The 25,158-nt window shown below is 72.7% G+C and carries 25 protein-coding genes; 14 read left to right on the top strand and 11 right to left on the bottom strand.

Annotated elements, in window-relative coordinates:
• Positions 1 to 20 precede the first annotated feature (20 nt).
• Genes ACZCAH_RS09465 through ACZCAH_RS09445 form a run of 5 tightly spaced genes read right to left on the bottom strand, consistent with a single transcriptional unit; the run spans position 21 to position 3,723 of the window.
• Positions 21 to 875 carry a metallophosphoesterase family protein gene (locus ACZCAH_RS09465; RefSeq protein ID WP_464340840.1) on the bottom strand — a complete coding sequence of 285 codons (855 nt, stop codon included), beginning with the start codon at positions 873 to 875 and terminating at the stop codon, positions 21 to 23.
• 55 nt (positions 876 to 930) lie between these two features.
• A complete protein-coding gene (locus tag ACZCAH_RS09460) occupies positions 931 to 1,398 on the bottom strand; it encodes a molybdenum cofactor biosynthesis protein MoaE (protein WP_464340839.1) in 468 nt (155 codons plus the stop codon).
• Positions 1,395 to 1,973: a MogA/MoaB family molybdenum cofactor biosynthesis protein gene (locus tag ACZCAH_RS09455; RefSeq protein WP_464340838.1), complete on the bottom strand. Its 579-nt coding sequence runs from the start codon at positions 1,971 to 1,973 to the stop codon at positions 1,395 to 1,397. Before ACZCAH_RS09455 ends, ACZCAH_RS09460 begins: the two co-directional genes overlap by 4 nt.
• Entirely contained in the window at positions 1,970 to 2,455 is a 486-nt protein-coding gene (gene moaC, locus ACZCAH_RS09450) for a cyclic pyranopterin monophosphate synthase MoaC (protein WP_464340837.1), read from the bottom strand. Before moaC ends, ACZCAH_RS09455 begins: the two co-directional genes overlap by 4 nt.
• Entirely contained in the window at positions 2,452 to 3,723 is a 1,272-nt protein-coding gene (locus tag ACZCAH_RS09445; protein WP_464340836.1) for a molybdopterin molybdotransferase MoeA, read from the bottom strand. The genes moaC and ACZCAH_RS09445 overlap by 4 nt, the downstream gene beginning before the upstream one ends.
• A 121-nt stretch (positions 3,724 to 3,844) precedes the next feature.
• On the opposite strand from ACZCAH_RS09445, the gene moaA reads away from it, so the two are divergent.
• On the top strand, positions 3,845 to 4,978 hold the full coding sequence (gene moaA, locus ACZCAH_RS09440; RefSeq protein WP_464340835.1) for a GTP 3',8-cyclase MoaA: 1,134 nt from the start codon (positions 3,845 to 3,847) through the stop codon (positions 4,976 to 4,978).
• Position 4,979: 1 nt separating this feature from the next.
• Positions 4,980 to 5,237, top strand: coding sequence for a MoaD/ThiS family protein (locus tag ACZCAH_RS09435; RefSeq protein WP_464340834.1), 258 nt, complete (start codon positions 4,980 to 4,982; stop codon positions 5,235 to 5,237).
• A 3-nt stretch (positions 5,238 to 5,240) separates the two neighbouring features.
• Here the strand turns inward: ACZCAH_RS09435 and ACZCAH_RS09430 are convergent, their stop codons facing one another.
• Positions 5,241 to 6,458 (bottom strand): ThiF family adenylyltransferase, encoded by a 1,218-nt coding sequence (locus tag ACZCAH_RS09430; protein ID WP_464340833.1) that lies wholly within the window; start codon positions 6,456 to 6,458, stop codon positions 5,241 to 5,243.
• A 290-nt stretch (positions 6,459 to 6,748) separates the two neighbouring features.
• Here ACZCAH_RS09430 and ACZCAH_RS09425 point away from each other — a divergent pair, with 290 nt between their 5' ends.
• From ACZCAH_RS09425 to ACZCAH_RS09410, 4 genes are read left to right on the top strand one after another with little or no spacing between them, the layout of a single operon-like run.
• The gene (locus ACZCAH_RS09425) at positions 6,749 to 7,780 is read left to right on the top strand and encodes an ABC transporter permease (protein WP_464340832.1); all 1,032 of its coding nucleotides are present in this window, start codon (positions 6,749 to 6,751) and stop codon (positions 7,778 to 7,780) included.
• Positions 7,781 to 7,784: 4 nt separating this feature from the next.
• Complete coding sequence (locus ACZCAH_RS09420; RefSeq protein ID WP_464340831.1) at positions 7,785 to 8,768, top strand: ABC transporter permease; 984 nt, start codon at positions 7,785 to 7,787, stop codon at positions 8,766 to 8,768.
• The gene (locus ACZCAH_RS09415) at positions 8,761 to 10,860 is read left to right on the top strand and encodes an ABC transporter ATP-binding protein (RefSeq protein ID WP_464340830.1); all 2,100 of its coding nucleotides are present in this window, start codon (positions 8,761 to 8,763) and stop codon (positions 10,858 to 10,860) included. The genes ACZCAH_RS09420 and ACZCAH_RS09415 overlap by 8 nt, the downstream gene beginning before the upstream one ends.
• A gap of 31 nt (positions 10,861 to 10,891) precedes the next feature.
• Positions 10,892 to 12,607 (top strand): ABC transporter family substrate-binding protein, encoded by a 1,716-nt coding sequence (locus ACZCAH_RS09410; protein ID WP_464340829.1) that lies wholly within the window; start codon positions 10,892 to 10,894, stop codon positions 12,605 to 12,607.
• Positions 12,608 to 12,721: 114 nt separating this feature from the next.
• Here the strand turns inward: ACZCAH_RS09410 and ACZCAH_RS09405 are convergent, their stop codons facing one another.
• Together ACZCAH_RS09405 and ACZCAH_RS09400 are read right to left on the bottom strand one after the other, a co-directional pair.
• Positions 12,722 to 13,345, bottom strand: a complete 624-nt coding sequence (locus tag ACZCAH_RS09405; RefSeq protein ID WP_464340828.1) for a PH domain-containing protein — start codon at positions 13,343 to 13,345, stop codon at positions 12,722 to 12,724.
• Between the two features lie 74 nt (positions 13,346 to 13,419).
• Entirely contained in the window at positions 13,420 to 14,733 is a 1,314-nt protein-coding gene (locus tag ACZCAH_RS09400; protein WP_464340827.1) for a molybdopterin molybdotransferase MoeA, read from the bottom strand.
• 120 nt (positions 14,734 to 14,853) lie between these two features.
• Between ACZCAH_RS09400 and ACZCAH_RS09395 the strand changes: the two genes are divergently transcribed.
• The 7 genes from ACZCAH_RS09395 (at position 14,854) to ACZCAH_RS09365 (ending at position 21,333) form a co-directional block, all read left to right on the top strand.
• The gene (locus tag ACZCAH_RS09395; RefSeq protein ID WP_464340826.1) at positions 14,854 to 15,840 is read left to right on the top strand and encodes an NADP-dependent oxidoreductase; all 987 of its coding nucleotides are present in this window, start codon (positions 14,854 to 14,856) and stop codon (positions 15,838 to 15,840) included.
• 86 nt (positions 15,841 to 15,926) lie between these two features.
• Positions 15,927 to 17,180 (top strand): THUMP-like domain-containing protein, encoded by a 1,254-nt coding sequence (locus tag ACZCAH_RS09390; protein WP_464340825.1) that lies wholly within the window; start codon positions 15,927 to 15,929, stop codon positions 17,178 to 17,180.
• Positions 17,177 to 17,896, top strand: a complete 720-nt coding sequence (locus tag ACZCAH_RS09385) for a DUF4129 domain-containing protein (RefSeq protein ID WP_464340824.1) — start codon at positions 17,177 to 17,179, stop codon at positions 17,894 to 17,896. Before ACZCAH_RS09390 ends, ACZCAH_RS09385 begins: the two co-directional genes overlap by 4 nt.
• On the top strand, positions 17,893 to 18,387 hold the full coding sequence (locus tag ACZCAH_RS09380) for a hypothetical protein (protein ID WP_329747173.1): 495 nt from the start codon (positions 17,893 to 17,895) through the stop codon (positions 18,385 to 18,387). Before ACZCAH_RS09385 ends, ACZCAH_RS09380 begins: the two co-directional genes overlap by 4 nt.
• Entirely contained in the window at positions 18,384 to 19,436 is a 1,053-nt protein-coding gene (locus ACZCAH_RS09375; protein ID WP_464340823.1) for an AAA family ATPase, read from the top strand. Before ACZCAH_RS09380 ends, ACZCAH_RS09375 begins: the two co-directional genes overlap by 4 nt.
• Complete coding sequence (locus ACZCAH_RS09370) at positions 19,433 to 20,785, top strand: DUF58 domain-containing protein (RefSeq protein WP_464340822.1); 1,353 nt, start codon at positions 19,433 to 19,435, stop codon at positions 20,783 to 20,785. Before ACZCAH_RS09375 ends, ACZCAH_RS09370 begins: the two co-directional genes overlap by 4 nt.
• A complete protein-coding gene (locus tag ACZCAH_RS09365; protein WP_464340821.1) occupies positions 20,785 to 21,333 on the top strand; it encodes a hypothetical protein in 549 nt (182 codons plus the stop codon). The genes ACZCAH_RS09370 and ACZCAH_RS09365 overlap by 1 nt, the downstream gene beginning before the upstream one ends.
• A gap of 75 nt (positions 21,334 to 21,408) precedes the next feature.
• On the opposite strand, the gene ACZCAH_RS09360 is transcribed toward ACZCAH_RS09365, so the two are convergent.
• The 3 genes from ACZCAH_RS09360 to ACZCAH_RS09350 form a co-directional block, all read right to left on the bottom strand.
• On the bottom strand, positions 21,409 to 23,055 hold the full coding sequence (locus tag ACZCAH_RS09360; RefSeq protein WP_464340820.1) for an HNH endonuclease: 1,647 nt from the start codon (positions 23,053 to 23,055) through the stop codon (positions 21,409 to 21,411).
• Between the two features lie 180 nt (positions 23,056 to 23,235).
• The gene (locus ACZCAH_RS09355) at positions 23,236 to 23,937 is read right to left on the bottom strand and encodes a PKD domain-containing protein (protein WP_464340819.1); all 702 of its coding nucleotides are present in this window, start codon (positions 23,935 to 23,937) and stop codon (positions 23,236 to 23,238) included.
• A gap of 278 nt (positions 23,938 to 24,215) precedes the next feature.
• Positions 24,216 to 24,839 carry a DUF6318 family protein gene (locus ACZCAH_RS09350; protein ID WP_464340818.1) on the bottom strand — a complete coding sequence of 208 codons (624 nt, stop codon included), beginning with the start codon at positions 24,837 to 24,839 and terminating at the stop codon, positions 24,216 to 24,218.
• 84 nt (positions 24,840 to 24,923) lie between these two features.
• Between ACZCAH_RS09350 and ACZCAH_RS09345 the strand changes: the two genes are divergently transcribed.
• Positions 24,924 to 25,130, top strand: coding sequence for a hypothetical protein (locus ACZCAH_RS09345; protein ID WP_464340817.1), 207 nt, complete (start codon positions 24,924 to 24,926; stop codon positions 25,128 to 25,130).
• The last annotated feature ends 28 nt before the right edge of the window (positions 25,131 to 25,158 follow it).

The raw sequence follows: 25,158 nt of genomic DNA, 5'->3' as shown, positions 1-25,158 counted from the left end.
GCGGGGCCGCGGCGTCCTGCTCAGCGCCCCGCGGCCGCCACGATCGCCGCGACCTGGCCGGCGTCGAAGCGGTACACCGGCACGCCCGGATCGCCGAGGGTGTCGCCCGCATTGGGGAACACCGAGGTGACCACGCGCTGCACTCCCTCGCCGAGCTCGATCAGGCTCGCCCCGGACAGGGCGAGGGACTGCTCGCTCTCCCCCGCCCCGACGGGGTCGACGACGTTGGTCACGCCCGGTGCGACGTGCACCGGGATCACACCGATCGCCCCGGTCATCACGTGGTGGTAATGGCCGGAGAGCACGATCCGCACATCGCTTCCGGCCAGCACCGCGGCGAGCTCGTCGACCCCGTCGAGGTCGAGGCCGCGCAGCAGGGTCGTGGCGGCGACGAGCGGCGGGTGGTGCAGGGCGAGGACGGTCCCACCGGGCGCGGGCTCGGCGAGCACGCGCCGCAGCCAGTCGAGCTGCTCGGGGTCGAGATGGCCGTAGCCGGCGCCGGGCACGCTCGTGTCGAGCACGACCACACGCGCCCCGCCCTCCAGGGGGACGACGCGATCCTGGCTCTCGGCCACCCGCTCCCCCGCCGCGATGGTCTCTCCGTACACGGCGGAGACGTCGTGGTTGCCCATGACCACGACGAGCGGTGCGCCGAGCCCGGCGGCGAAGGGATCGAGGATCTCGTGGAGGAGACGGTAGCTCGCGGCGGTGCCGTCCTCCGAGGCGTCGCCGGTGTGGACGACGACGTCGACGTCGGCGAGCTCCTCGAGCCGGCCCAGCAGGCCGCGCAGGGCGGCGGCGGTGTCGATCCGCTCGTAGTGGCGGGCGGCGGGATCGCCGTAGAGGTGCGTGTCGGTCAAGTGGAGGATGCGCATGCCGGGAACCGTAGTCGCGCCAGGTGGCCGGGAGGTGACGTGGCGGAGCTGGGGGTCAGCCGAGAGCAGCCACCCATTCGGTCGTCCCGTCGGTGAAGACCTGGTGCTTCCAGATCGGGACCCGCTGCTTGACGGTGTCGACGAGCTCGTCGCAGGCCGCGAAGGCCTGCTTGCGGTGGGCGGCCGCGACGGCGCACACGAGCGCCGAGTCGCCGATGGCGAGCGGGCCCACGCGGTGCGCGACGGCGATCAGCACGTCCGGGTGACGCCGGGCGATCTCGCCCGCGACCTCGGCGAGGACCTGCTCCGCCGAGGGGTGGGCGGTGTACTCGAGGCGCGCGACCCCGCGACCGTCGTCGTGGTCGCGGACCACGCCGTCGAAGGTGACGACGGCGCCGCAGCGGGGATCGGCGACGGCCGCGGCCATGTCCGTGGTCCGGATCTCCCCCTCGCCGACGCTCGCGTGCCGGGTCCGCGAGGGGGCGGGGCCCAGGGCCGGGTCCGCTGCTGGGTCTGCGTTCATCGGTCAGTGCCCTCCGTGCCGGTGTCGTCCTCGTGCCCGCCGCCGTCGCGCTGCTCGAGCAGATGGTCCAGCAGCGGGTCGAGCACGGCGATGCCGTCCTTCACCCCGCCGCGGGAGCCAGGCAGGTTGACCACCAAGGTACGGCCCGCCATGCCCGCGAGTCCGCGGCTGAGCAGGGCGGTCGGCGTCTTCTCGGCGCCGCGCCGACGCACCGCCTCGAGGATCCCCGGCATCTCGCGGTCGATCAGCGGCGCGGTCTGCTCGGGGGTGACGTCGGTGGGGCTGATCCCGGTGCCGCCGGAGGTGATCACCACGTCGGCGCCGGCCCCGATCGCGGCGGCGAGCGCGCTGCCCACCGCGGCGCCGTCGGGCACGACCTGGCGCTCCACCGGATCCAGTCCCCGCTCGCGGAGCCAGCTCTCGAGCAGCGGGCCGGTGCGGTCCTCGTAGGTCCCGTCGGCCGCGCGGGTCGAGGCGATGAGCACGACGCCGCGTCCCACGACCAGCGGCGCCGCGCCCGGATCCTCGCGGGCGGCGCAGTCGGCGTCGGTACGCCGGGCGGGCATCTCCCTCATCGCGGGTCCTCCTCGCGGTGCCAGTCCCCGCTGCGTCCGCCGGACTTCGCGAGCACCCGGATCTCGCCGATCTCTGCCTGATGGTCGACAGCTTTGATCATGTCGTACAGGGCCAGCGCCGCCGTGCTGACGGCGGTGAGCGCCTCCATCTCGACCCCGGTGACGCCCTTCGTGCGCACCGTCGCGGTGATCTCGACCCGGTCCCCGCGCGGCAGGAGATCCACCTCGATGCCCGTGAGCGGCAGCGGGTGGCACAGCGGGATCAGCTCGCTCGTGCGCTTGGCACCCAGGATCCCGGCGAGGCGCGCGGTGGCGAGCGCCTCGCCCTTGGGCAGGTCGCCGTTCGCGATCCGCGCGACCACGTCGGCGCGGGTGCGGAGCACGGCGGCCGCAGTCGCCTCCCGGGCGGTAACCGGCTTGGCGGTCACGTCGACCATGTGGGCGGAGCCGTCGGCCCGCACGTGCGAGAGGTCCTCGGTCATGACTCTCCTCCAGGGATCAGCAGGGTCTCGAGCAGGTCGCCGTCGTGCACCACGCCGACGCCGACGGGGATCCGCACCAGGGCGTCGGCCGCGGCGTAGCCGCCGAGCAGGTGCGAGGACGCCCCGCCGAGGAGGCGCACCCGCCCCGAGGGCAGCACGCGCGCCCGCCGGTACTGGTCCAGCGCCTCGGGAGAGGCCTCGACCGCGTCCGGACCCTCGAGCTGGAGCGGCAGCTGCAGGCGCCGACGGTCCGGGGCCCCGAGGGCGGGTCGCAGGATCAGCTCGCAGCTGAGCAGGGCGGAGACGGGGTTGCCGGGAAGGGCGAGCCAGGGCACGCGGCGGGGGGAGACCTCGAGGGTGCCGATGCCCTGCGGACCGCCGGGCTGCAGGGCGAGGGTGGGGAAGGCGAGCACGACGCCCGGGTGCTCGGCCGCGTGGCGCACCACCTCGACGGCACCTTGGCTGACGCCGCCGCTGGTGATCACGAGGTCCGCGTCGTGCGCGGCGACCTGTTCCCGGAGCCGCCCCAGCAGGGTCGCGGGGTCATCGGGCACGGTGCCGACGTGGACCACCTCGGCCCCGGCCTCGGCGAGCGCGGCGGCGATCCCGGGCCCGTTGGCGTCGTACCTGACACCCGGGGCGGGCGTGCCGTCGGCGGCGGGGCGCACCTCGGAGCCGGTGGAGAGGACGATGACCCGCACGGGGGCGTGGACCTCGACCGCGCTCAGCCCGCACGCGGCGAGATGGGCGATGCGGGCCGGGGTGAGGGTGCGGCCCGCGCGCAGCACGGTGTCCCCGCGGCGGGTGTCCGAGCCGCGGCGCCGCACGTAGCGTCCCGGGGCGACATCGGCGGGGCGCAGGACGACGGTCGTCCGCGCGGTCCCCTCGCCCGCCCCGAACCGACCCTCCTCGCTCTCCTCGACGGGGATCACGAGGTCCGCGCCCGCGGGCACGGGGGCCCCGGTCATGATCGGCCGCGCGGTGCCGGGGTCGAGCCGTCCCGGCGCGTCGCCGGCGGCGATCATCGGCCCCCGCGGGAGGGTCACCTCCGCGCGCTCTCCCGCGAGGTCCGCGGCGGCCACGGCGTAGCCGTCCATCTGGGAGTCGTCGAGGCCCGGCAGATCGACCAGGGAGCGCATCTCCTCGGCGGCGACGCGCCCCACGGCCGCCGGACCGAGCCCGATCACCTCGGTGCCGCGCACGGCGGCGAGCAGCGCCACGGCGTCGTCCACGTGATCGCGCAACGGGATCCGCCTCCGACCAGCCATCTCGCCCTCTCCCTCCACGGCTCGCCCTTCACGGTGCGCGGCGCGCACCCGTCCAGTATGGCCGTGCCACGGCCTATCCTGGTCGGACGTCGGCACCGTCCGCAGCCCAGGAGGTGAGCGCATGTCGACCCCCGCATCTGCCGCGGCGACACCCCGGACCTCCCGTCGCGTGTCCCTCGGGATCCCCGTCCCGCGTCGCACCGACGACCTCGGGGACGCCCTCCCCGACACCTCGGACCGACCGGCCACCCCCGCGCTCGCCGACCGCTTCGGGCGCGCCGCGACGGATCTGCGCCTCTCGCTGACGGACTTCTGCAACCTCCGCTGCACCTACTGCATGCCCGCCTCGGGCCTGACCTTCCTGGGCCGGGACGACCTGCTGACCCCCGCGGAGATCGTGCGCCTGGTGCGGATCGGCGTCGAGCGACTGGGCATCGAGCAGGTGCGCTTCACGGGCGGGGAGCCCCTGACCCGCCCCGATCTCGAGGAGATCGTCGCCGGGGTCGCGGCGCTCGAGCGCCGCCCCGACATCTCGCTGACCACCAACGCGATCGGCCTGGACCATCGTGCGGCGGGACTGCGCGAGGCGGGACTGGACCGGATCAACGTGTCTCTCGACTCGGTGGTCTCGGAGACCTTCGAGCGCCTGACCCGTCGGCCCCTGCTGCACCGCGTCCTCGCCGGCATAGACGGGGCCCGCGCCGCCGGGCTCGCGCCGATCAAGGTCAACGCCGTCCTGCTGCCCGGGGTCAACGACCACGAGCTGCCGGACCTGCTGGACTGGTGCCTCGACCGCGACCTCCAGCTGCGCGTCATCGAGCAGATGCCGCTGGACGCGGATCGGATCTGGGAACGCGACGGGATGGTCACGGCGGCCGACGCCCACGCCCTGCTCGCCGGCCGCTTCGCCCTGACCCCTGTCGAGGAGCCGCGCGACGGCGCCCCGGCGGAGCTGTTCGAGGTGTCCGAGCGGGCGACCGGCCGCCCCCGCGGGCGGGTGGGCGTCATCGCCTCGGTGACCCGGCCGTTCTGCGCGGACTGCCGACGGACGCGGCTCACCGCCGAAGGCCGGGTGCGCACCTGCCTGTTCTCGCGCGAGGAGACCGATCTGCGCGGGGCGCTGCGCGGCGGGGCCGACGACGAGGAGATCGCCCGCCGCTGGCGGGCCGCCCACTGGGGGAAGAAGGCCGGGCACGGCATGGACTCCGCCGACTTCCGGCCCCCGGACCGACCCATGAGCGCCATTGGAGGCTGAGATGACCACGCCGACCCCCACCATCGCGGTGCGCCTGTTCGCGGGTGCCGCAGCCGCCTTCGGAGCCGACGCCGCGACGGTCCCCGCCCGCACCCTCGAAGAGCTGGTCGCCGCGCTCACCGCCGACGGATCCGCCGAGGCGGCACGGGTGATCGCCCGCTCGAGCTTCCTGGTCAACGCCGTCGCCCGGCCGGACCTCAGCCGTCCGCTCGCCGACGGCGACCGGGTCGACGTGCTGCCGCCCTTCGCCGGCGGCTGAGCTCTACGGAGACGGCGGCTCCCCCGGCTCCGCCTGCTCACCTGGCTCCGCTGGCTCCACCGGCACCTCGCTGCCGCCGAGCCCGGCGAAGCCGCCGGAGAGCGAGCGCGCCGTGATGCCGCGCGCGGCGAGGAAGCGGACGGCGCTCGCCGAACGTCGGCCCGAGGCGCAATAGAGCACCGCGCCGTCGAGGTCCGCGCCGGCCTCGTCGAGCAGCCGCCCGAGCGGCAGGTGCTCCGCGCCCGCGATGCGGCCGACCCCGAGCTCGGTGCTCTCGCGCAGATCCACCACCCGCACCCCGTCGGCCATCAGGGCCGGGAGCTCGGCGGCGGTGACCTCGGGGACGGCCCTGCTTCCCCCGGACTCCCCGGCCCCGGGCTCCCCCGACCTCCCAGTCCCGGCCTCCGCGACCCCCGGTCCGGGCAGGCCGCAGGTCGCCTCGAGGTCCTCGATCGCGGTGACCGGGGTGCGCTGCGGGTCCCGGGCCAGCGGCAGCTCGTCCCAGCGGGCGCGCAGCGCGTCGTAGAGGGCGAGGCGTCCCAGCAGCGGCTCCCCGATCCCGGTGAGGACCTTGACCGCCTCCATCGCCATGGACGCGCCGATGGTCCCGCAGAGCATGCCGAGCACGCCCGCCTCGGCGCAGCTGGGCACCTCCCCCGGTCGCGGCGGCACGGGGTGGACGTCGCGGTAGGTGACGCCCCGGCCGTCCTCACCCCAGAAGACGCTGACCTGGCCCGAGAAGGCGAGGATCGACCCCCACACGAGGGGGAGGTCGAGGATCTCGCAGGCGTCGGAGACGAGATAGCGGGTGGGAAAGTTGTCGCTGCCGTCGAGGACGAGATCGTGGCCCGCGAGCTGCTCGAGGGCGTTCTGCGGGGTGACGGCGGAGGCCACCGGCCGCACCGCCACCTCGGGGTTGAGCGCGGCGAGGCGCTCGGCGGCGACGAGGGCCTTCGGCCGGCCCACGTCGGCCGCCGTGAACAGCACCTGCCGGTGCAGGTTCGTGAGCTCGACGACGTCGGGGTCGAACACCGTGATCCGGCCGATCCCGGCGGCCGCGAGATAGGTGAGGATCGGCGCCCCGAGCCCGCCGGCGCCGATCACCGCGACCCGCGCGGTGCCGAGCCGGGCCTGCCCCGCGGTCCCGAGCTCCGGCAGCCGGATCTGCCGGGTGTAGCGCTCGCCCCCGACCCCGTCTCCCGCGTCGCTGACTCCGTGCACATCCGGCCCTGTCCGTCCACCGCTTTCCACCATGTGAGGTAGTCTCCCGCACGGCAGCCCGGTGACGTGCTGCATAACGATTCGGACATGGTCCGTCACTCCGGGCGGTGAGGCCCTGTGACCTGACCTACAGTTCGAGGAACTTACTCGCCGGTCCGCAGTGCAGCGGACCCGCACCGACCACGTGAGGACATCTTCGTGACGCAGTACCACCGCGCATCCGCGCGCCGCAGGCCGGACGCCCCGTCCGCCCGTGGCCGTGCGATCGCCCTGATCACCGGCGGGTCCCGATGACCCTGTACGTGATCCGGCGCTTCCTGAACTACCTGATCCTCACGTGCGTGGCGACGACCTTCGCGTATGTCGCGGCGTCGACCTTCCTGAACCCGGCGAAGAAGTACCAGGGTCGCAACCCCCCGGTGCCCGAGGACTCGATCGCGAACCTCATGCGGGGCTACGGCGTCTACCACGGGGACCCCGTGGCGCTGCGCACCTGGAACTGGATCCAGAACATCTTCACCGCCCCGTTCGAGCAGAAGCTCGGCAAGGCGCTGACGAACAACTGGGTCATCACCGACATGCTCGGCACCCCGGGCAATGCGCTGAACCCCTTCGACATCGCGTGGCTCGGCCGCTCCGGGATCAGCCTGCGCCTGCTGCTGATCGGCGCGCTGCTCGGGGCGCTGCTGGGCGTGATCCTCGGCGTCTGGGGCGCGGTCCGCCAGTACAAGGCCTCGGACCAGATCATCTCCTACGCCTCGTTCATCCTCTTCTCGACCCCCACCTTCGTGGGCGGCCTGATGCTGATGATCCTCGCGACCCAGTTCAACCGCCTCGTCGGCCACCAGGTGCTGAGATTCTCCGGTGCCTACACCCCCGGCTACGAGGGCTTCGGAGAATTCCTCGACCTGCTCAACCACCTGTTGCTGCCCACGATCGCGCTGATGCTCTTCGGCGCCGCGAGCTACTCCCGGTACATGCGAGCGGTGATGCTCGACGTGCTCGGCTCCGACTTCATCCGCACCGCTCGGGCGAAGGGCGCGACCCGCAACCGCGCGCTGATCAAGCACGGCGTCCGCGTCGCGCTGATCCCGATGTCGACCTACTTCGCCTACCAGTTCGGCACCCTCGTGGCCGGATCGACCTTCCTCGAGATCATCTTCTCCTGGGAGGGGATGGGGAAGTACGGCATCACCGCGGTGCAGACCTCCGACATCAACGCCATGGCCGGCGTCGTCTGCTTCACCTCCGTGCTGGTGCTGTTCAGCTCCACGCTGTCCGAGGTCCTGTACGCCGCCCTCGATCCCCGCGTGAGGATGTGACCCCATGTCGTCCCAGCAGGCGGAAGCCGCCCTGAACCCTCCCGCGGAGATCCCGGAGGCCGCTCCGATCGACCCGGATCACCAGCACACCCCGATCTCCCGCACCCGCCTCGTGTGGCTGCGCCTGAAGCGGAAGCCGAACTTCTGGATCGGCGCCGTGGTCATCGGCCTGATCGTGCTGTTCGCCCTGTTCGGGAACCTCCCGAACATCTACTCGTACGCCGACACCGACTCCTTCAACCAGAACTCGGCGCCGTCGGCGCAGCACTGGTTCGGCACCGACGCCGTGGGCCGCGACCTCTACGCGGGCATCGTCGAGGGACTGCGGATGTCGCTGCTGATCGGTTTCATCGCGGCACCGCTCGCGACCCTCCTCGCGGCGCTCCTGGGAGCCCTCGCCGGCTACCTCGGCGGCTGGGTCGAGACGGTGATCACCTGGGTGATCAACCTGTTCCTGGTGCTCCCGGTGTTCTACATCCTGCTGATCCTCTCCCCCGCCATCCAGGCGCCGGAGTCGCTGCCCGGTGGGCTGCGCCAGCTGGCCTTGATGCCCTCGTGGATGCTGATCGTGCTGGCTCTGGCGTGCTTCGGCTGGATGATCATGGCGCAGATCGTCAAGAACCAGACGAAGTCCCTCAAGGAGCGCGAGTTCGTCAAGGCCGCCCGCTACATGGGCGTCGGCACGCTGACGATCCTGGGCCGCCACATCATTCCGAACGTCGCCTCGCTGCTGATCATCGACGCCACCCTCGGCGTCGCGAGCGCGATCCTCGCCGAGACCTCGCTGTCGTTCTTCGGACTCGGCATCCAGTACCCGCAGGTGTCCCTCGGGGCCCTGCTGCAGAACGGCCAGTCCGGGGTCATCTCCCGCCCCTGGTCCTTCTACTTCCCCTCGTTCTTCCTCGTCGCGCTGCTGACCGCGGTCGCCCTGCTGGGTGACGCCCTGCGCGACGCCATCGATCCCACCAGTGAGGTGAACCGTGGCTGATCCCGTGCTGCGGGTCAAGGACCTGACCGTGACCTTCCCGAGCGCGACCGGCGACGTCCGGGCCGTGCGCGGGGTGAACTACGAAGTGCGCGAGGGCGAGTTCCTCGGCATCGTCGGCGAGTCCGGCTCGGGCAAGTCGGTCTCCTCCCTCGCGGTGATGGGCCTGCTGCCCAGCTCCGCGAAGATCGAGGGGGACATCCAATACCGCGGCCAGTCGCTGCTGGGGATGTCCGACGCGCAGCTGTCGCGGCTGCGCGGCAAGGACATGGCGATGATCTTCCAGGATCCGTTGTCCGCGCTGACCCCCGTCTACACCATCGGCCAGCAGATCGTGGAGGCGCTGACCCTGCACAACCGGGGCATCAGTGCGGCCGCCGCCCACAAGCGCGCGGTCGAGCTGCTGCAGATCGTCGGCATCCCCGGGGCCGAGCGTCGGGCCCGGGCGTTCCCGCACGAGTTCTCCGGCGGTATGCGCCAGCGCGCCATGATCGCGATCGCGATGGCGAACGACCCCACCCTGATCATCGCCGACGAGCCGACCACGGCCCTCGACGTCACCATCCAGGCACAGATCCTCGAGGTGCTGCAGAAGGCGAAGGAGGTCACCGGGGCGGCCGTCGTGCTGATCACCCACGACCTCGGCGTCGTCGCCGGCAACGTGGACCGGGTCGCGGTGATGTACGCGGGCAAGCTGGTGGAGACCGGTCCGGTAGACCAGATCTTCGAGACGCCGCACATGCCCTACACGATGGGTCTGCTGCGCTCGGTGCCGAACATGCTCCGCGCGGGCAAGGACCGCCTGGTCCCCCTCGAGGGGCGTCCCCCGGTGCTCTCCGAGCTGCCCCCCGGCTGCCCGTTCGCGCCCCGCTGCCCGGCCGCGATCTCCCTGTGCCACGAGCGCGAGCCCGATCTCGTGGAGGCTCACGGCGCCTCCCGTCGGGTGGCCTGCCACCGCAGCGACGAGATCGCCGCGGGGACCCTCGCCGCGCCGGACATCTTCCCGCGCCCGGCCTTCGAGCCGCGCCCGCCGCAGGACCACACCGGCCAGGAGCCGGTGGTCCGCGCCGAGGGGCTGGTGCGCCACTTCCCGCTGTACAAGGGATCGGTGTTCCGCCGTGCCGTCGGCACGGTCCGCGCCGTCGACGGGGTCGACTTCGAGATCATGCCCGGGCAGACCCTGGGCCTGGTCGGCGAGTCCGGCTCGGGCAAGTCCACGACGGCGCTGGAGATCATGGAGCTGCTGCGGCCCCAGGCCGGCACCCTCACCGTCGGTGGGAAGGACGTCGGGGCCCTCGGCACGAAGGAGCGGCTCGCGCTGCGCCGCGACGTGCAGATCGTCTTCCAGGACCCGATGGCGGCGGTCGACCCGCGCCTGCCCGTCGGCGACATCATCGCCGAGCCGCTGACCCTGACCCGCACCCCGAAGGCCGATCGGAACCGCCTGGTGCGAGAGAAGCTCGAGCTGGTGGGCCTGGACCCGCGGATGACCGACCGCTACCCGCACGAGTTCTCCGGCGGCCAGCGCCAGCGCATCGGCGTCGCCCGCGCGCTGATGACCGACCCGAAGCTGCTGGTGCTCGACGAGCCGGTCTCGGCCCTGGACGTGTCGGTGCAGGCGGGCGTGATCAACCTGCTCGCCGATCTGCGCGACCAGCTGGGACTGTCCTATCTGTTCGTCGCCCATGACCTCGCGATCGTCCGGGAGATCTCGGACCAGGTCGCGGTGATGTACCTCGGGCGCATCGTCGAGTACGGGCCGGTCGAGGAGGTCTTCTCCTCGCCCCGTCACCCGTACACGCGCGCCCTCATGTCGGCGGTGCCCGTGCCCGACCCGAAGGTCGAGCGCGAGCGCAACCAGATCATCCTCAGCGGGGACCTCCCGAGCCCCGCCGAGGAGATCCAGGGATGCTCCTTCGCCTCCCGCTGCCCCCTGCTCCCCCTCCTCGACGTCGACGCCCAGGCCCGCTGCCGCACCGAGGACCCGACCCCGACCGCCCACGGCGGTTCCCGCGTGGCCTGCCACCACGTGGACTCGATCCGCCGGCTCGACGTCGTCGACGCCGGTTCCACCTCCTCCGTCACCAGCGCGTGACGGCACTCCCCATCACGGAAGAGGGAAACCTATGAAGATCACCAGCACCCGCCGCCTGTTCCTGGGCGGCACCGCCGCCGCGGGCACCGCCCTCGCCCTCGCCGCCTGCGGTCAGCAGTCCGCCGAGGAGCAGGCCTCGCAGGCCGCCGAGGAGAACTCCGAGGCCGCCGAGGAGCAGGCCTCCCTGCCCTCGACCGCGTGGGAGCGCGCCGAGTACGACGCGGTCGCCGACGGCGGCACCCTGACCCTCGCCGTCTCGCAGCTGCCCAACAACTGGAACTCCAACCAGACCGACGGCAACCTCGCCGACCTCACCAAGATCCGCGACGCGATGGGCTACGGCCACGCGATCCTGTACTCGGAGTCGGGCGAGAAGACCATGAACCCCGACTATGTCGAGAGCGCGGAGCTGACGAGTGAGGATCCGCAGATCGTCACCGTCAAGTTCAACAAGAGCGCGGTCTGGGAGAACGGCGACCCGATCGTCGTCGCCGACCTGATCGCCGAGTGGAAGTCCCTCAACGCCACCAACGAGGAGTACCTGATCGTCTCCTCCGTGGGCTGGGACCAGATCAAGGAAATCCGCCAGACCGACGACGAGTTCACCGCGGAGATCGAGTTCTCCTCGCCCTTCGTCGACTGGATCACCGTCGCCTACCCGACCCTGCCCGCCTCCATCTCGGGCGACGTCGCGGCCTTCAACGAGGGCTACACCTCGCAGGCCACCCCGTCCGCCGGTCCCTTCAAGGTCGGCTCGATCGACGCCGCGGGCGGCGTCGTCACCCTGGTGCGCAACGAGCTGTGGTGGGGCCGCGCCCCGAAGCTCGAGACCATCATCTACAAGGTCACCGACCAGTCGCAGGCCCCGGCCGCCTTCGCCAACGGCGAGCTGGACGCCTACGACATCGCCAACGGCGACGAGCTCGCCCAGGCCAAGGGTCGCTCGGATGCGGCGATCCAGGTGACCAACGGTCTGACCTGGACCCACCTGACGATCAACACGCAGGGCGGCGACGGCGCCCTCGCGGATGTGAAGGTGCGCGAGGCGATCGCCCGCGGCATCGACCGCACCGCGATCGGCAACGCCGTCATCGGCCCCCTGGAGGCCCCGATCGTGCTGGTCGACAACTTCGTCTACATGCCCGGTCAGGACGGCTACGAGGACTCCTTCGGCGGTCTCGACTTCGACTCCGAGGGTGCCGCGGCGATCCTCGACGAGGCCGGCTGGGCCCTCAACGGCGACGTGCGCGAGAAGGACGGCAAGCAGCTGGCCTTCAACATCGTCGTCCCCGCGGACACCAAGTCCAACGAGGACCGCGCCGCCCAGGTGGTCACCAACCTCAACGCGATCGGCTTCAAGGTCGCCGTCGAGACCGTCCCCTCGGACGCGTACTTCGACGAGTACGTGACCCCGAAGAACTTCGACGCGGTGACCTTCTCGTGGGTCGGCAGCCAGTTCCCCGAGTCCTCCTCGGTGAACCTGGTGTACCCGCTCGACTCCGGCCAGAACTTCACCAACTTCGCCGATGACCGCCTCGGCGATCTGGACGGCCAGATCAAGGGTGCGTTCGACGACGCCGAGCGCAAGAAGGTCGCCAACGAGATCTCGACCGTCATCGCCGAGTCCTTCGCGATCATCCCGTTCTACGCGACCCCGAACATCGTGGGCGTGAAGACCGGCATCGTGAACTACGGCGCCTCGCAGTTCGAGAACGTCGACTGGACCCAGGTGGGCATGAAGGCCTGATCCCCCGGGATCCCGCGCCTGCATTCCCGCAGCGGACGGGCCCGATCGCCGAGAGGCGGTCGGGCCCGTCCCGCGTCCGGGGCGGCTCCGCATCGCGCGGCCGCGGCGGGATCCTCAGAGGGCGACGCGCAGCGCGACGAGGCCGATGAGCACCCCGAGCACGACGATCTCGCGCACGTTGACGCTGGTCGTCGGGATCGCCGTCCCGTCCGCCGCGGCCGCGGGCTCGTCCCCCCGCCGCTCGGCCCAGCTCTCCCAGCGGTCGCGGACGACGGCGGAGCGACTGCGCTCCTGGTCACGGCGCAGCCGCTCCCCGCGGGAGAGCCGCCGCCGACGGTCGGTCCCGCCCGCACCGGGTTCGTCGCGTCCGGCCCGCGCGAGCGGGTTGTCGCGGCCGATGCCGGGGGCGTTCCAGGCGGAGATCGTGCGCGGTGACCCGTCGGCCGCGCGGGTGTCCAGGCGGAGCATCGCCCCGAGGCGCACGGCGGTGATCGCCGCGAAGGGGAGACGATGGGTGTGCAGGATGTTGCGCACCTCGACCTCCTCCTCGTGGAGCACGACCCGCGGTGCCCATAGCAGCAGCCATATCAGCCCGGCGATCAGTGCGAGACCCGGTACGACGCCGAGCCCCCGCACCCCGGCGGAGAGCAGCGCCTCGACGGCGAGCAGGCCGAGCACGACCCAGACCACGATCGCGAGGACGGTCGCGCCGTGGGGGCGCAGGTGCAGCGGGGACATGCGGCCCAGGGTATCGGCGGCACGGCATCGCCCATCACAGCGGGCGCCGTCCCTCACGGCGGGAGATCGGGTCCTCACAGGGGGAGGACGAGCGCTCCGGGGCCGCCGTCGCGGAGCACGAGCGCGTCGGCCCGGCCGTAGGGGGCGAGGCGGCTGCCGGGGAGGACGTCGACACTCTCCCGGCCGTCGACGTCCCGGCGCAGCAGACCCGGCAGGGCGCGGAGCACCCCGTCGGCTCGGCCCACTCCGTCGGCCCGGCCTCCCCCGTCACGCCCGTCTCCCCCGTCGGCGCGGTCTCCCCGATCTCCCCCGTCGGCGCCGAGCGGGAGCCGCCGCGGTGCCGGGTCGACGCCGGGCAGGAGCGGCCGCACGAACAGGTGATGGCCGACGAGCGCGCCGACGGGCGTGCCCGGCAGGTGCACGACGGGGGTGCCGCCCGGGAGTCGGCCCCAGCCCTGGGGGCCGCCCGGGCGGAGCGCGAGGTGGGCGAAGCGGCTGGTGCCCGCGCCGTGCTCGCCGAGCAGCTGTTTGACCACGTCGTACGCGCCGCTGCCGATCCCCCCGGTGGTGAGGACGAGGTCCGCCTCCGCGGCGGCCCGCTCGAGCACCGCGCGCAGAGCGGCGGGGTCATCGCCGCTGTGCCTCCAGGAGGCGTCGGCCCCGTCGGCGGCGAGCGCGGCGACGAGCATCTCGCCGTTCGACTCGCGGACGGAACCCGCCTCCGTCGCATCCTGCGCCCCGGTGAGCTCGTCACCGGTCACCACCACGACCACGCGCGGCGGCGCGAGAACCGAGAGGGTCCCGATCCCCAGGGCGCGACCGAGCCCGATCAGTCCGGGCCCCACCCGTCGGCCGCGCTCCGCGAGAACGGCACCGCGGGCCACCTCCTCGCCGCGGCCGCGGATGTGCCGCCCGGCCCGCGGCACGCCGGCCACACGGATCCGCACCCGCTCCGGGGCGGGGCCGACGGGATCGGCATCGGTGTCCTCGACCGGGATCACCAGGTCGGCGCCTTCCGGCACGGGAGCGCCGGTCATGATCCGCGCCGCCGCCCCCGGGGGCAGGGCGCCGACGCGCCCCGGCCGCGCCGGCAGCTCGGCGAGCACCGGCAGCACCCTGTCGACCCCGCCCGGTGCCGTGCCCCCGCCGAGGTCCGCCCGCCGTACCGCGAAGCCGTCCATCGCCGAGAGCGGCTCCGCGGGGAGTTCCTCGGGGCTCGTCACGTCGGCGGCCAGCACCCTCCCGAGCGCCTCCGCGAGAGGGACCTCCTCGAGGCGGGAAGACAGGGCGAGCTCGCGGATCAGCAGCGCTCGCCACTGCCAGGAATCGGTGCGCTCGCCGGCCATGGATCGCTGCTCCTCGGGCTTCTCGTTGGGATGCTGGTGCACGTCCTCCGCATCCTGCCACCTCGCCCGCCCTCGTCGGCACCCGTCCCGCCCCCGCCTCCTCCCAGGCGCCTCCCCCGCCCCTCTCCCCCGCCTCCCCGGCACCGGGTGCATCATGGGGCCATGCGCGAGATCCGCTTCGACCGTTTCGGCGGCCCCGAGGTCCTGACCCTTCACACCGACGCCCCGGTGCCCGAACCGGCCCCCGGCGAGGTGCTGGTGCAGGTCTCCCACGTGGGACTGAACCCGCTGGACTACAAGATCCGTGACGGTTCCTCCGGCCGGGCGAAGGACCTCGTCCTCCCCGCGGGGACCGGACGCGAGATGGCCGGGGTGGTGATCGGCGCGGGGTCCGACCTCGACGAGGCCGAGCTCGGATCGCGCGGGCTGACCGTCGGCATGCGCGTCTTCGGCATGCGCGGCCCCACCGACCCCCGTGGCACCGCCGCCGAGGTGGTGGCGATCTCGGCCGACGACCTCGCGCCGATTCCCGGGGAGATCCCCGAGGAGGACCTGCCGCGCTGGGCGGGCCTCGCCCTCGTCGGCCTCACCGCGATCGCGACCCTCGAGGACGCCGCCGAGCTGCGCCCGGGACAGACCGTCCTGGTGCACGGCGGGACCGGCGGCGTGGGCCAGCTTCTGATCCCCCTTGCCCGCGAGGCCGGAGCCGCGCACGTGTGGGCCACCGGCCGGGCCGCGAACGCCGAGCGGATCCGCGAGCTGGGCGCCGAGCCGATCCCGTACGACACCGACGACTGGGCGCGGGAGATCGAGCGCCTCACCGACGGCCGCGGCGTCGACCTCGTGCTCGACACCCACTACCACCAGACCTTCCTGCCGAGCCTCGACGTGGTCGCCGATGGCGGCCGGATCGTCGCCCTGCCGTCGCTCGCTGACCTCGCCCCTGCCCGGGAACGCGGGATCGACGCGCGCATCCCCGGGATCGTCGCGAGCCGCGAGCGGCTCGACCACCTCGTGCAGGGCGTCCGCTCGGGGCGCCTGCCGCTCGAGGTCTCCAAGGTGCTGCCGCTCGGCGAGATCGCGGAGGCGCACCGCCTGCTCGAGGAGGGACACACCCGGGGCAAGCTGGTGCTCGACGCCCGCGCCTGAGCTCTCCCCGACGACGTGCCCGCGCCACGTGTTCGCACGTCGGTCCGGGCTCCTGGCACCGGTGCCCAGCGGGTAGCCTGGCACGCATGGCTCCGCCCTCCGATGACGCCGACGCGGCGCTGCGCACCCTCGAACCCGTGCTGCAGCGGGACGGCTGGGCCCTGCTGAACGCTCTCCCCCCGTACGTCGAGCAGGACGCGCTGCGCCAGGGAGCGCGGCTGCGGGAGGCGGGGCACTCCCCCGAGCTGGTCGCCGCCGTGATGACCCAGGCGCGGCTGCGCGCGAAGGGCGCCGAGAAGTTCGGCGAGTTCGCGGCGTCGATGCTGTTCACCCCGCACGGGCTCGAGCAGGCCACGCGTCTGCCGATCGCGGCGCTGCACGCGGAGCGTTTCCAGCGGGCGGGCGTCGGCTCCGTCGCCGATCTCGGCTGCGGTATCGGCGGGGACTCGATGGCCCTCGCCGGCCTGGGCCACGACGTCATCGCCGTGGACCGCGACCCCGTGACCGTCGCCGTCGCCACCGTGAACCTGCGCCCTTTCCCCACCGCCCTCGTGCGGCTCGGCACCGCGGAGGGACACGACCCGCACGACACCGAGGGGATCTGGCTGGACCCCGCCCGGCGGGCTCCAGCCCGCGGCGGCACCCGGCGCCTCCACGACCCCGAGGAGTACGAACCGCCCCTGTCGACCGTGCTCGAGCTCGCGCGCCGGCTCGGACGCGACGGCGAGCTCGGTCCGCTCGGGGCCAAGCTCGGCCCGGCCGTGGACAGAGAGGCGCTGCCCGCTGAGGTCGAAGCGCAGTGGCTGTCCTTCCACGGCCAGGTGCTCGAAGCGGCGCTCTGGTGCGGCCCGCTCGCCCGCGAGGGCGTCCGCTCCTCGGCGCTGCTGATCGACCGCGACGGCGCCCACCGCCTGGACCGCGGGACCGACGCCCCCGCCGACCCGCAGCCCGGACCGCTCGGCGACCACCTCTACGAGCCCGACGGCGCCGTGATCCGCGCCGGGCTGATCGGCACGCTCGCCGACCGGCTCGAGGCCCGCACCCTCGATCCGACGATCGCGTACCTCAGCGGCGACCGGCGCATCAGCACCCCCTTCGCGCGCGGCTATGCGGTGCGGGACGTGATGCCCTTCGGGATGAAGCGCCTCGCCGCCTACCTGCGCGAGAATCGCCTGGGGGTGCTCGAGATCAAGAAGCGCGGTACCGCCGTGGAACCCGAGGAGCTGCGGCGCCGCCTGCGTCCGCGGAAGTACGGCGACGAGTCCGCGACGCTGATCCTCACCCGCATCGCCGGCGAGCAGTCCGTCATCGTCGCCTCACCGCACGGCGCGACCGCATGACCGCCGCCCCCGACCCGGACCTCGCCCGTCGCCGCCGCCTCACGGTCTGGCTGCTCGCGGTGCTGGTCCTGGTCGGGGCGAGCGTCGCGATGCTCGGCGCCTCCGCGGACCGGGGACCCGCACCGATCGTGCACGACCAGGGGACGCGGTCCGTGCGGCCGATGCCGACGCCCGAGATCTCCTTCGCCGAGCCCGAGTTCGGCGAGCAGGAGCGGCCCACCGCGAACCCGGTCGCCCAGCGGGTCGCGGGATCGATCATGACGGTGCTGCTCGTCCTCCTGGGACTCGTCGCCGCGGCCGCGGTGGTGATCCTGCTGTGGCGCCTGCGGTCCCTCGCCCGACCGGGCCCCCTCGAGGCCGAGGAGGCCGGCGAGGAGGAACTCACCGTCGAACAGGCCCGCGCCGCCCTCGACGACGCCCGCGAGCTGCTCGGCACCCAGGTCGACGCCCAGGACGCGGTGATCGCCGCCTGGCTCGCCGTCGAGCGGGCGATCGCCGCGGCAGGTGTGCGCCGCGACCCGGCGCAGACCACGCTCGAGTTCGTGGTGTCGGTGCTGGGGACGCTCGACCTCGACCGGGCCGCGCTGGACCGCCTCGCCCACCTGTACCGGCGGGCGCTGTTCGACCCCGAGCCGCTCGCGGAGACCGACCGCGGCGAGGCGGTGGCGCTCCTGGACACCCTGCTCGAGGGCCTGGACGAGGGGGCGGCGCGATGAAGGGTCTGCTGCTCCGGCTCGGGGGCTGCGTCGCCGGCGCCCTGGTGCTCGTGGGGCTGTTCCGGCTCTGGGGCCTCGAGCTCGCCCTGCCGCTCCCCGTGGCGCTGGCCCTCGCGATCGGCGGCGGCTGGTGGCTGCTGAGTCGCGGGATCGAGAGTCCGGAGTCGCTCGACGCCCCGGATCTCGACCTCGACGCGGACTACGCCCTCCCCCACGCCCAGGACATGCGGGTGCGCCGCCTCGAGGACCTCGTGCACGGCGCCCAGCCGTCCCGCCGCATGACCGCCCGAGGCCTCGGCCGGGTGCTCGGCCAGATCGCCGAGGAGCAGGACCGCGACCCGTCGGCCCCGCCGCTCGGCGCACAGCTCGCGCAGCTGCTCGACGAGGCGCGCCATCCCGATGCCGAGGCCCATCCGATCCGGGCGATCGACCGCCGTGACCTGCACCGCTACATCCGAGAACTCGCCGCGCGCGAGGAGAGGGACCGATGAAGGACCAGACAGAACGACCTGCCGACCCGTCGGCCACCGCCAGCGCCGACCCTCACGCCGGCCCGTGGGCGCTCACTCCCGCCGAGGCGACGACCGCCGCGCAGAAGGTGCTCGATGCGGTCGAGACCGCCGTCGTCGGCAAGCGCCCGGCCCTGGAGAAGGTCCTCACCGGCATCCTCGCCGGCGGGCACGTGCTGCTCGAGGACCTGCCCGGCCTCGGCAAGACCCTCGCCGCGCGCTCCTTCGCCCAGGCGCTCGGCCTGCCGTTCACGCGCGCCCAGTTCACGCCGGATCTGCTGCCCGCGGACCTGACCGGCGCGGAGGTCTTCGACCAGCGCACCGGCGAGTTCGTGTTCCGCCCGGGTCCGGTGTTCACCGGTCTGCTGCTGGCCGACGAGATCAACCGCACGCCCCCGAAGACCCAGTCGGCGCTGCTCGAGGCGATGCAGGAGCGGCAGGTCTCGGTCGAGGGCACGACGCGCAAGCTGCCGCAGCCGTTCCACGTACTCGCCACCGCGAACCCCGTCGAGCACGAGGGCACCTATCCGCTGCCCGAGGCGCAGCTCGACCGCTTCCTGCTCCGGCTCAGCTTCGGCTATCCCAGCCCCGAGGAGGAGTGGTCCGTGGTCGCGCGGCGCCTGGACCGTCGGCGCGAGGAGCAGGAGGTCGCACAGGTCCTCGACGCCGAAGGGCTGCTCGCCGTCCAGGCCGCGGTCGAGGAGGTCCACGTGACCGAGGCGGTCGGCCACTACGCGGTCTCGCTCGTGGCGGCCACCCGGCAGCACCAGCACGCACTAGTCGGGGCCTCCCCGCGCGGCACCCTCGCCCTGATCACCTGCGCCCGGGCGCTCGCCCTGATCCGCGGGAGGCAGTACGTCGTGCCGGAGGACGTCAAGGCCCTCGCGCATGCCGCGCTCGACCACCGGGTCACGGTCAAGCCCGAGCTGTGGCTGCAGAACGCCACCGGGGCCGGGGTCGTCGACGCCGTGCTCTCCCAGGTGGCGGTCCCGGCCGCTGCCGAGTCCGACGGGGCGGCTGGCGGCGCGTGAGCTCCCCCACGACCAGCGGGGCCAGCGCGCCCACGACCCGCGGCGCCCTCCGGGCGACCCCGGCGCTCGTGCGCGCCGTGCTCGCCGTCGCCGTCGCGCTCGGTCTCGCGGTGCTGGTCGGGCGCCCGCAGGTGGTGATCGCGGCGCTGCCGCTGCTGGTGTGGGTCGTCCTCGCCCTCGGCCGACGGCATCTCCGCGGCGAGGACGAGCGCGGGGACGGGCCCGTGATCGCGACCGGGCGTCGCACGCTCGAGGAGGGTGGCACCACCACCGTCGCCGTGGTGACCGCCCCCGGCACCCTGACGGCCCTCGCCGTGCCGCTGCGCTCCGGGGCCCGCTTCTCCCCGAAGCTGGGTGCCGCGGCCGGCGACGGCGAGGTGCGGATGCGGGTCAGCGCGAACCGCTGGGGCCGGGTCCGGGTGGGTCCGCTGCACGTTGTGCAGGCCGACGGGCTGGGCGCCTTCCGCACCGAGCAGACCCTTCCCCCCGTGGACGTGCGGGTCGTGCCCTCCTCGACCGTCCTCGACGCCCCGGTGGAGGTGCCCACGCCGATCGGTGTCAGCGGCGCGCACCTGTCCCGGCGCCGGGGTGACGGGACGGCGCTCAGCGAGGTGCGAGAGTTCCGGCCCGGGGATCGTCTGCATCGCATCAACTGGCGCGTGACCAGCCGCACCGGGCGGCTGCACACCAACGCGACGTTCACCGAGCAGGACACGGACGTCCTGCTGGTCACCGACACCATCACCGATGTGCAGCCCGCCCCGTGGGCCGACGCCGATGCACCGACGAGCCTCGACATGACCGTCCGGGCGACGGCGGCCGTCGCCCGGCACTACCTGGCCGCCGGTGACCGAGTGTCCGTGTTCGACATCGGGCAGTTGATCGGCCCGGTGCGGGCGGGGACGGGGCCGCGGCAGCTGCGGGTGCTCACCGACGCGCTCGCCCGCGCCGGCCGCGACGACGGGACGGCCCGCTCGATCCACCGGCTGGGGCGGGTGCGCGCCGGGACCCTGGCCGTGGTCTGCTCGCCGCTGCTGAACGACCAGGCCATCGCGCAGATCGGTGTTCTCGTGGCCCATGGCGCGGACGTGATCGTCGTGGACACCCTGCCGCCGAGCATCGGAGAAGTCGCCGCGCTGACCGGTCGGCCGCTGCGAGTCGACGGGACGGTCTCGGAGAGATTCTGGGCGGAGGCGTGGGCGCTGCGGCGGCTGCTGCGCGGCACGACGGTGCGGGAGCTGCGGGAGTCGGGCGTGCCCGTGATCCCGTGGGAGGGGCCGTCCTCGCTGACGCCGGTGCTGCTCTCCCTCGCCGCCGCACGCACCGCCCCGCGACGGAGGAGGTCCTGATGCGCGCACCGCGGATGCTCGATCCGATCGCCGAGCGGCTGCTGGACCTGCGCCGCATCAGCGGCACCCAGTGGGCGCTGCGGGGGCTCGGGGTGGTGGGCTTCGCGGTCGCCACCTTGCTGGCCATGCCGGCCGGACCCCTCGCGAACCTCGGCACGGGGATCGTCTCGCTGCTCGTGTTGGTCGGCGCGTTCGCGCTGGTGCTGCGACCGGACAGCGAGATCGGGGTCCTGGCTCCGATCGCGGTGCTAGCGGTGCTCGTGCCACAGCCGGGGCTGTCGATGGGCAGGGCGGCGCTCGTGGGGGTCGCCCTGCTGGTGGCGCATGCCGTGTTCGCGCTGGCAGCGACGATTCCCGCCCACGGCACGCTCGAGCGGTCCGCATGGCGACTGTGGGGGCGGATGCTGCTGGCGGTGATCGGCTTCTCCGTCATCGCCGGTCTGGTCCTGGCCATGGTGTCCCTCGTCGACCTCGGACCGTGGACGATCTCCGTGGCGGTGCTCGCGGTCCTGGGCCTGGTCGTCCTGCTGCTGCCGCGGAGGTCGTGAGGCAGCACGGGGACCGGATCCCCGGCGTACTGCTCGACGGGCGTGGTCACGCAGCTCGGGGCCGTGGGCGCCCCCTCAGGCCGCCGCTGGCGGAGGCTCCCGGCCCAGGTCGACACGGTCGCCCCTGAGCCCTGTGCCGTCGGTCGCAGCGTCGGACGACTCTGCGGTCGCAGGGTCCGGCTCAACAGTGGGCGCGTCCGAGGGCGCGTCGGCGGGCTGGCGGTCGATCTGGTGGTCGATGTCGGCCCCGTCTGCAGTCTCGGCGGGAGTCTCCTCCAGGATCTCGGCGCCGAGCGCATCGGCCATGGTGCGCAGAGCGGGTGAGGTGGAGGTGTAGACGTGGCCCGTGGGGGTGCTGATGGTCAGCCGGCTCGGGGCACCGTCGCTCGCTGGCTCGAGATCGGTGTGCCACCCGGGCATCTCCTTGGCGACGTTGAAGCGCTGGCAGAGACCCACTCCGTTGGCGGCGTCCGTACTCCCGCCGTCCGCGAAGCGGTGGACATGGTCGACGTCGTGGATCGCCGCATCGCACCAAGGGGTGCGGCAGCGCTGGTCGCGCTGCAGGATGAAGCGGCGCGTGGCGCCGCGGAACAGTCGCCGACGTGGGTCGGCCTCCTGGAGCTCGCCGGTGCGGGGGTCGGTGTAGAGGCGGCGAATCCATCGGGCGGCTTGCGTGACCTCCGGCGGGGTGATCTGCGGCGGTGGCTCGTCGGGGGTGCCTGAGCGGCGGGCATGTTCGGGGGCGCTGTCCTTGCGGGGCAACTCCGCGGCGCTCGCGAGGGGTGCTCGCTCCGCGGCGCTGCTCCTGTCGCGCGGTCCCACACCCGTGCTCGCTGTGCGGACGCCGAGGGCCAGGTCGCGTGCGACGGGCCCGGGCAGGGGGTGGCCGTCGATCCACGCCGTCTGCACCTCGTCTCCCAGGAGCGTCGTGTCGGTCATGAGCAGCTGGATCTCGACGGACAGGTCTTCCGGCTGCTCGAGCCCGGTGACTCGGCGGACCATGGTGTCGGCCATGATCTGGCCCTTGGTGCGCTGGTCGCCGCTCGACCGGGCGCTCTTCGCGGTGTCGGTGAGCGTCGAGAACACGGCGACACCTTCCTGGAGGGGAAGAACCGCCCGGAGGATCGACATCCCGTCGACGGCGGGCTGCAGCGTGACCCTGCGATCGGCCACGGCCCGCTGGTGCCGCTTCACCGCTGCTTCGGGGTCGAGCTCTTGGGCCCGCGCTCGCGCGAGGTCCCCCGCGCGCCGCGCGGTGACGGTGGGGAGGCTGTCTGCCACGGCGGCGTCGACGTTCGCCCGATCATCGTCGTCGAGCACGAGCACGTTCTCCGCGACGCGGCGGGCAGCGAGCTCGCTGATCTCACCGGCGTCGAGCAGTGCCGAGGTCCGGGGCAGTGAGTCCAGGAGCACGCGATGCAGGGCGACTTCGTCGGACGCCTGCTTGGGGGTGATGCGTCGTGCGAGCGCGACCTGGTCGGCGATGCCTCGTCCGCGCTGATCGCGTGCGACGCCCTGCTGCTTCTGCGTGCGGATCTGGGCGGTCCAGAAGGCTCTCTCCGCGCGGGCCTGGACGGCGGCGACGCGCGCCTTCGCCCGCTCCGTCGCGGCGATGAGGTCGACCAGTGCGGCCTCGGTCTCGAGGGTCATGTCCTCGGCGTCGGGCGCCTCGTCGAGGAGCGTCGCGAGCCGCGTCGTCCAGCGCTGTGCGTCGTGTTCCATGGGGCACCCCCTCCTCCGCGTTTGCCGTGCTCTGCCGTTCCTGGAGTAGAGCGGCCTTCTCGAACAAGCGTGCGGGTTCTCGGCGGTGGGGGCGAGAGCGGGCCCTCAATTGGGGACAGAGGCGCTCTGTGGAGGAACGGTTCGGGCGGCGGACGGCGTCCGTCGGCGAAGAGGCCGCCGTCAGATCTCGCGGTGGGTCGCCTCGGGATCCTTCGGACCTTCCGTCTCCGCGGTCCGCTCAGGGACCCACGGGTCCCCCTCCTCATCGACCGGAACATCACCATTGACCAGCCGCGACTCCAACGACTTCGAGAAGATCGGAATCGGATCGGAGGCGACGTCGATCGTTCCGTCGATGTCCTGCCACGCGCCGCCGGCCACAGAGAACTGACCACTGAAGGTCGTAGTCAGAGTGACGTCGTACCAGCCCTCCTGGGTGTACGTCGCCGACACCTGCTCCGACGGATACGGAGCACCCGGATCCGTGGTCGTGATCGTGTTCCCGTCACCAAGGTCCCAGTGATAGCTCACCGGGATCGCCCGCACCTGAACCGGCGTTCCCAGCAGTGTCATGTCCATCGTCTGAGTCTCGGACTCGGCATACAGCACGTTGACCATGTTCACCGGCAACCACCCCTCGGGCGGACCCGCCGACGCCACCAACGGCTGCACCGGCATCGACGCGAAATCCTCGAGAGTCACCGTGATCACGACGGGCTGACCACCCTGGACGAGGGTTCCACCTCGTGCGCGGCACTCGTAATCGAGCAGAGTCTCCGACTCCCGACCAGGCCGGTTGTCAACGCGCAACACCTCTGTCGCGACAAACCCATCCCCGTCACCAGAAGCGGCATCCCGCACGATGCACACAATATTGTCCACCTGGCAACGTGCACTGTCGAATTCCGAATCAGAGAGATCTGCACATGAATGTCGACTTCTATTCGAAAGTTCGCGGGAGGTTACAAATACATTAGACTTGCCACCACCGCTGGGTCGATCTGCATCAATGCTGCCGTCTAGTATTCGTGTACCGACCGCCTTCACCCAGGCGTCTATGTTCCCGTCATTACCCTCGGCGCCGAACCCAGCGGAAGCCGGAGGAGTCACTAAAACCATCACCAGAGAACAGGTGACGATGAAACCAAATACGCGCCCCCTCAATCGACACCCCCCTCGGTTGAGGAACTTAGATCCTCAATGATCCAGCCTTCACCGATCCAGTTCATTCCCGCGGCCGCGACCCATTCCTGGTCGTGAACAACCCCCTTTGGGTCTCCACTAGCCGGGTCACGATGTTCCGTAAGAATGAAACGATACACCACCCCAATTTCATGACCGTCGAGACTATCTTCGGCGGCAACATCTATCGCCTCAATGGCACCATCCGTCCAATAATCACCACTCATACCAATGGCATCCACGTCGTCTGCAAGGCCCGCACAACCCCGACAGACATCAGAATAGAGTGTCCTCAAAAGTTCAGAATCTCCGGTCTGGTGCGACCATAGAGCCACATCCCAGAAATACTTGAACGCCTGCTCCGCCCCCTCCGGCGTCTGCTCGTCCATCCCCGGGTAGTCCGCGGGGTCGGGCGCAGGGATATCCGGCGCAGCCTCGGTCGAGCCCTCGTCGCCTCCGCCGTCGCTCGCACCGTCATCGCTCTGCTCGATGTCGATCGAGGGCGGCGGGTCGGTCTTCGTGCCCTCCGACGGATCACCGCACGCGGCGGGCCCCACGGTCAGAGCGGCAGCGGCCACGGCGGCCAGGAGTCGACGAGACATGCGGGAGCCTTCCAGATGTGCAGCAGATCACCGTGACCCTACCCAGCCCGCCAGCAGCCCTCCACCCGCTCCCGCGGATTGTGGATGAACCGGGGCCGGGTCTCCGTCACCCCGAGCAGGCCGCTCGACCGCCTCGCGCAGGACCCGCCGGCCGATGGCCCCCTCGAGATCTGCCGTCCCCACGCCGACCCGGAAGCGGACGTGGATCCACGATCGCGCGAGGGGCGCACGGCGCGCGAGATCCGCTTCCTGCGCGTCGAGGCGGGGACGCTCGCGGCCCTCTCGGGCTGAGCGTCCCCGCCTCGGACGGGGCCGCGGC

This window comes from Brachybacterium sp. B718/18, assembly GCF_055454375.1.
Note: the sequence above shows the minus strand (reverse complement) of the source record. Positions and strands in the feature narration are given on the sequence as shown.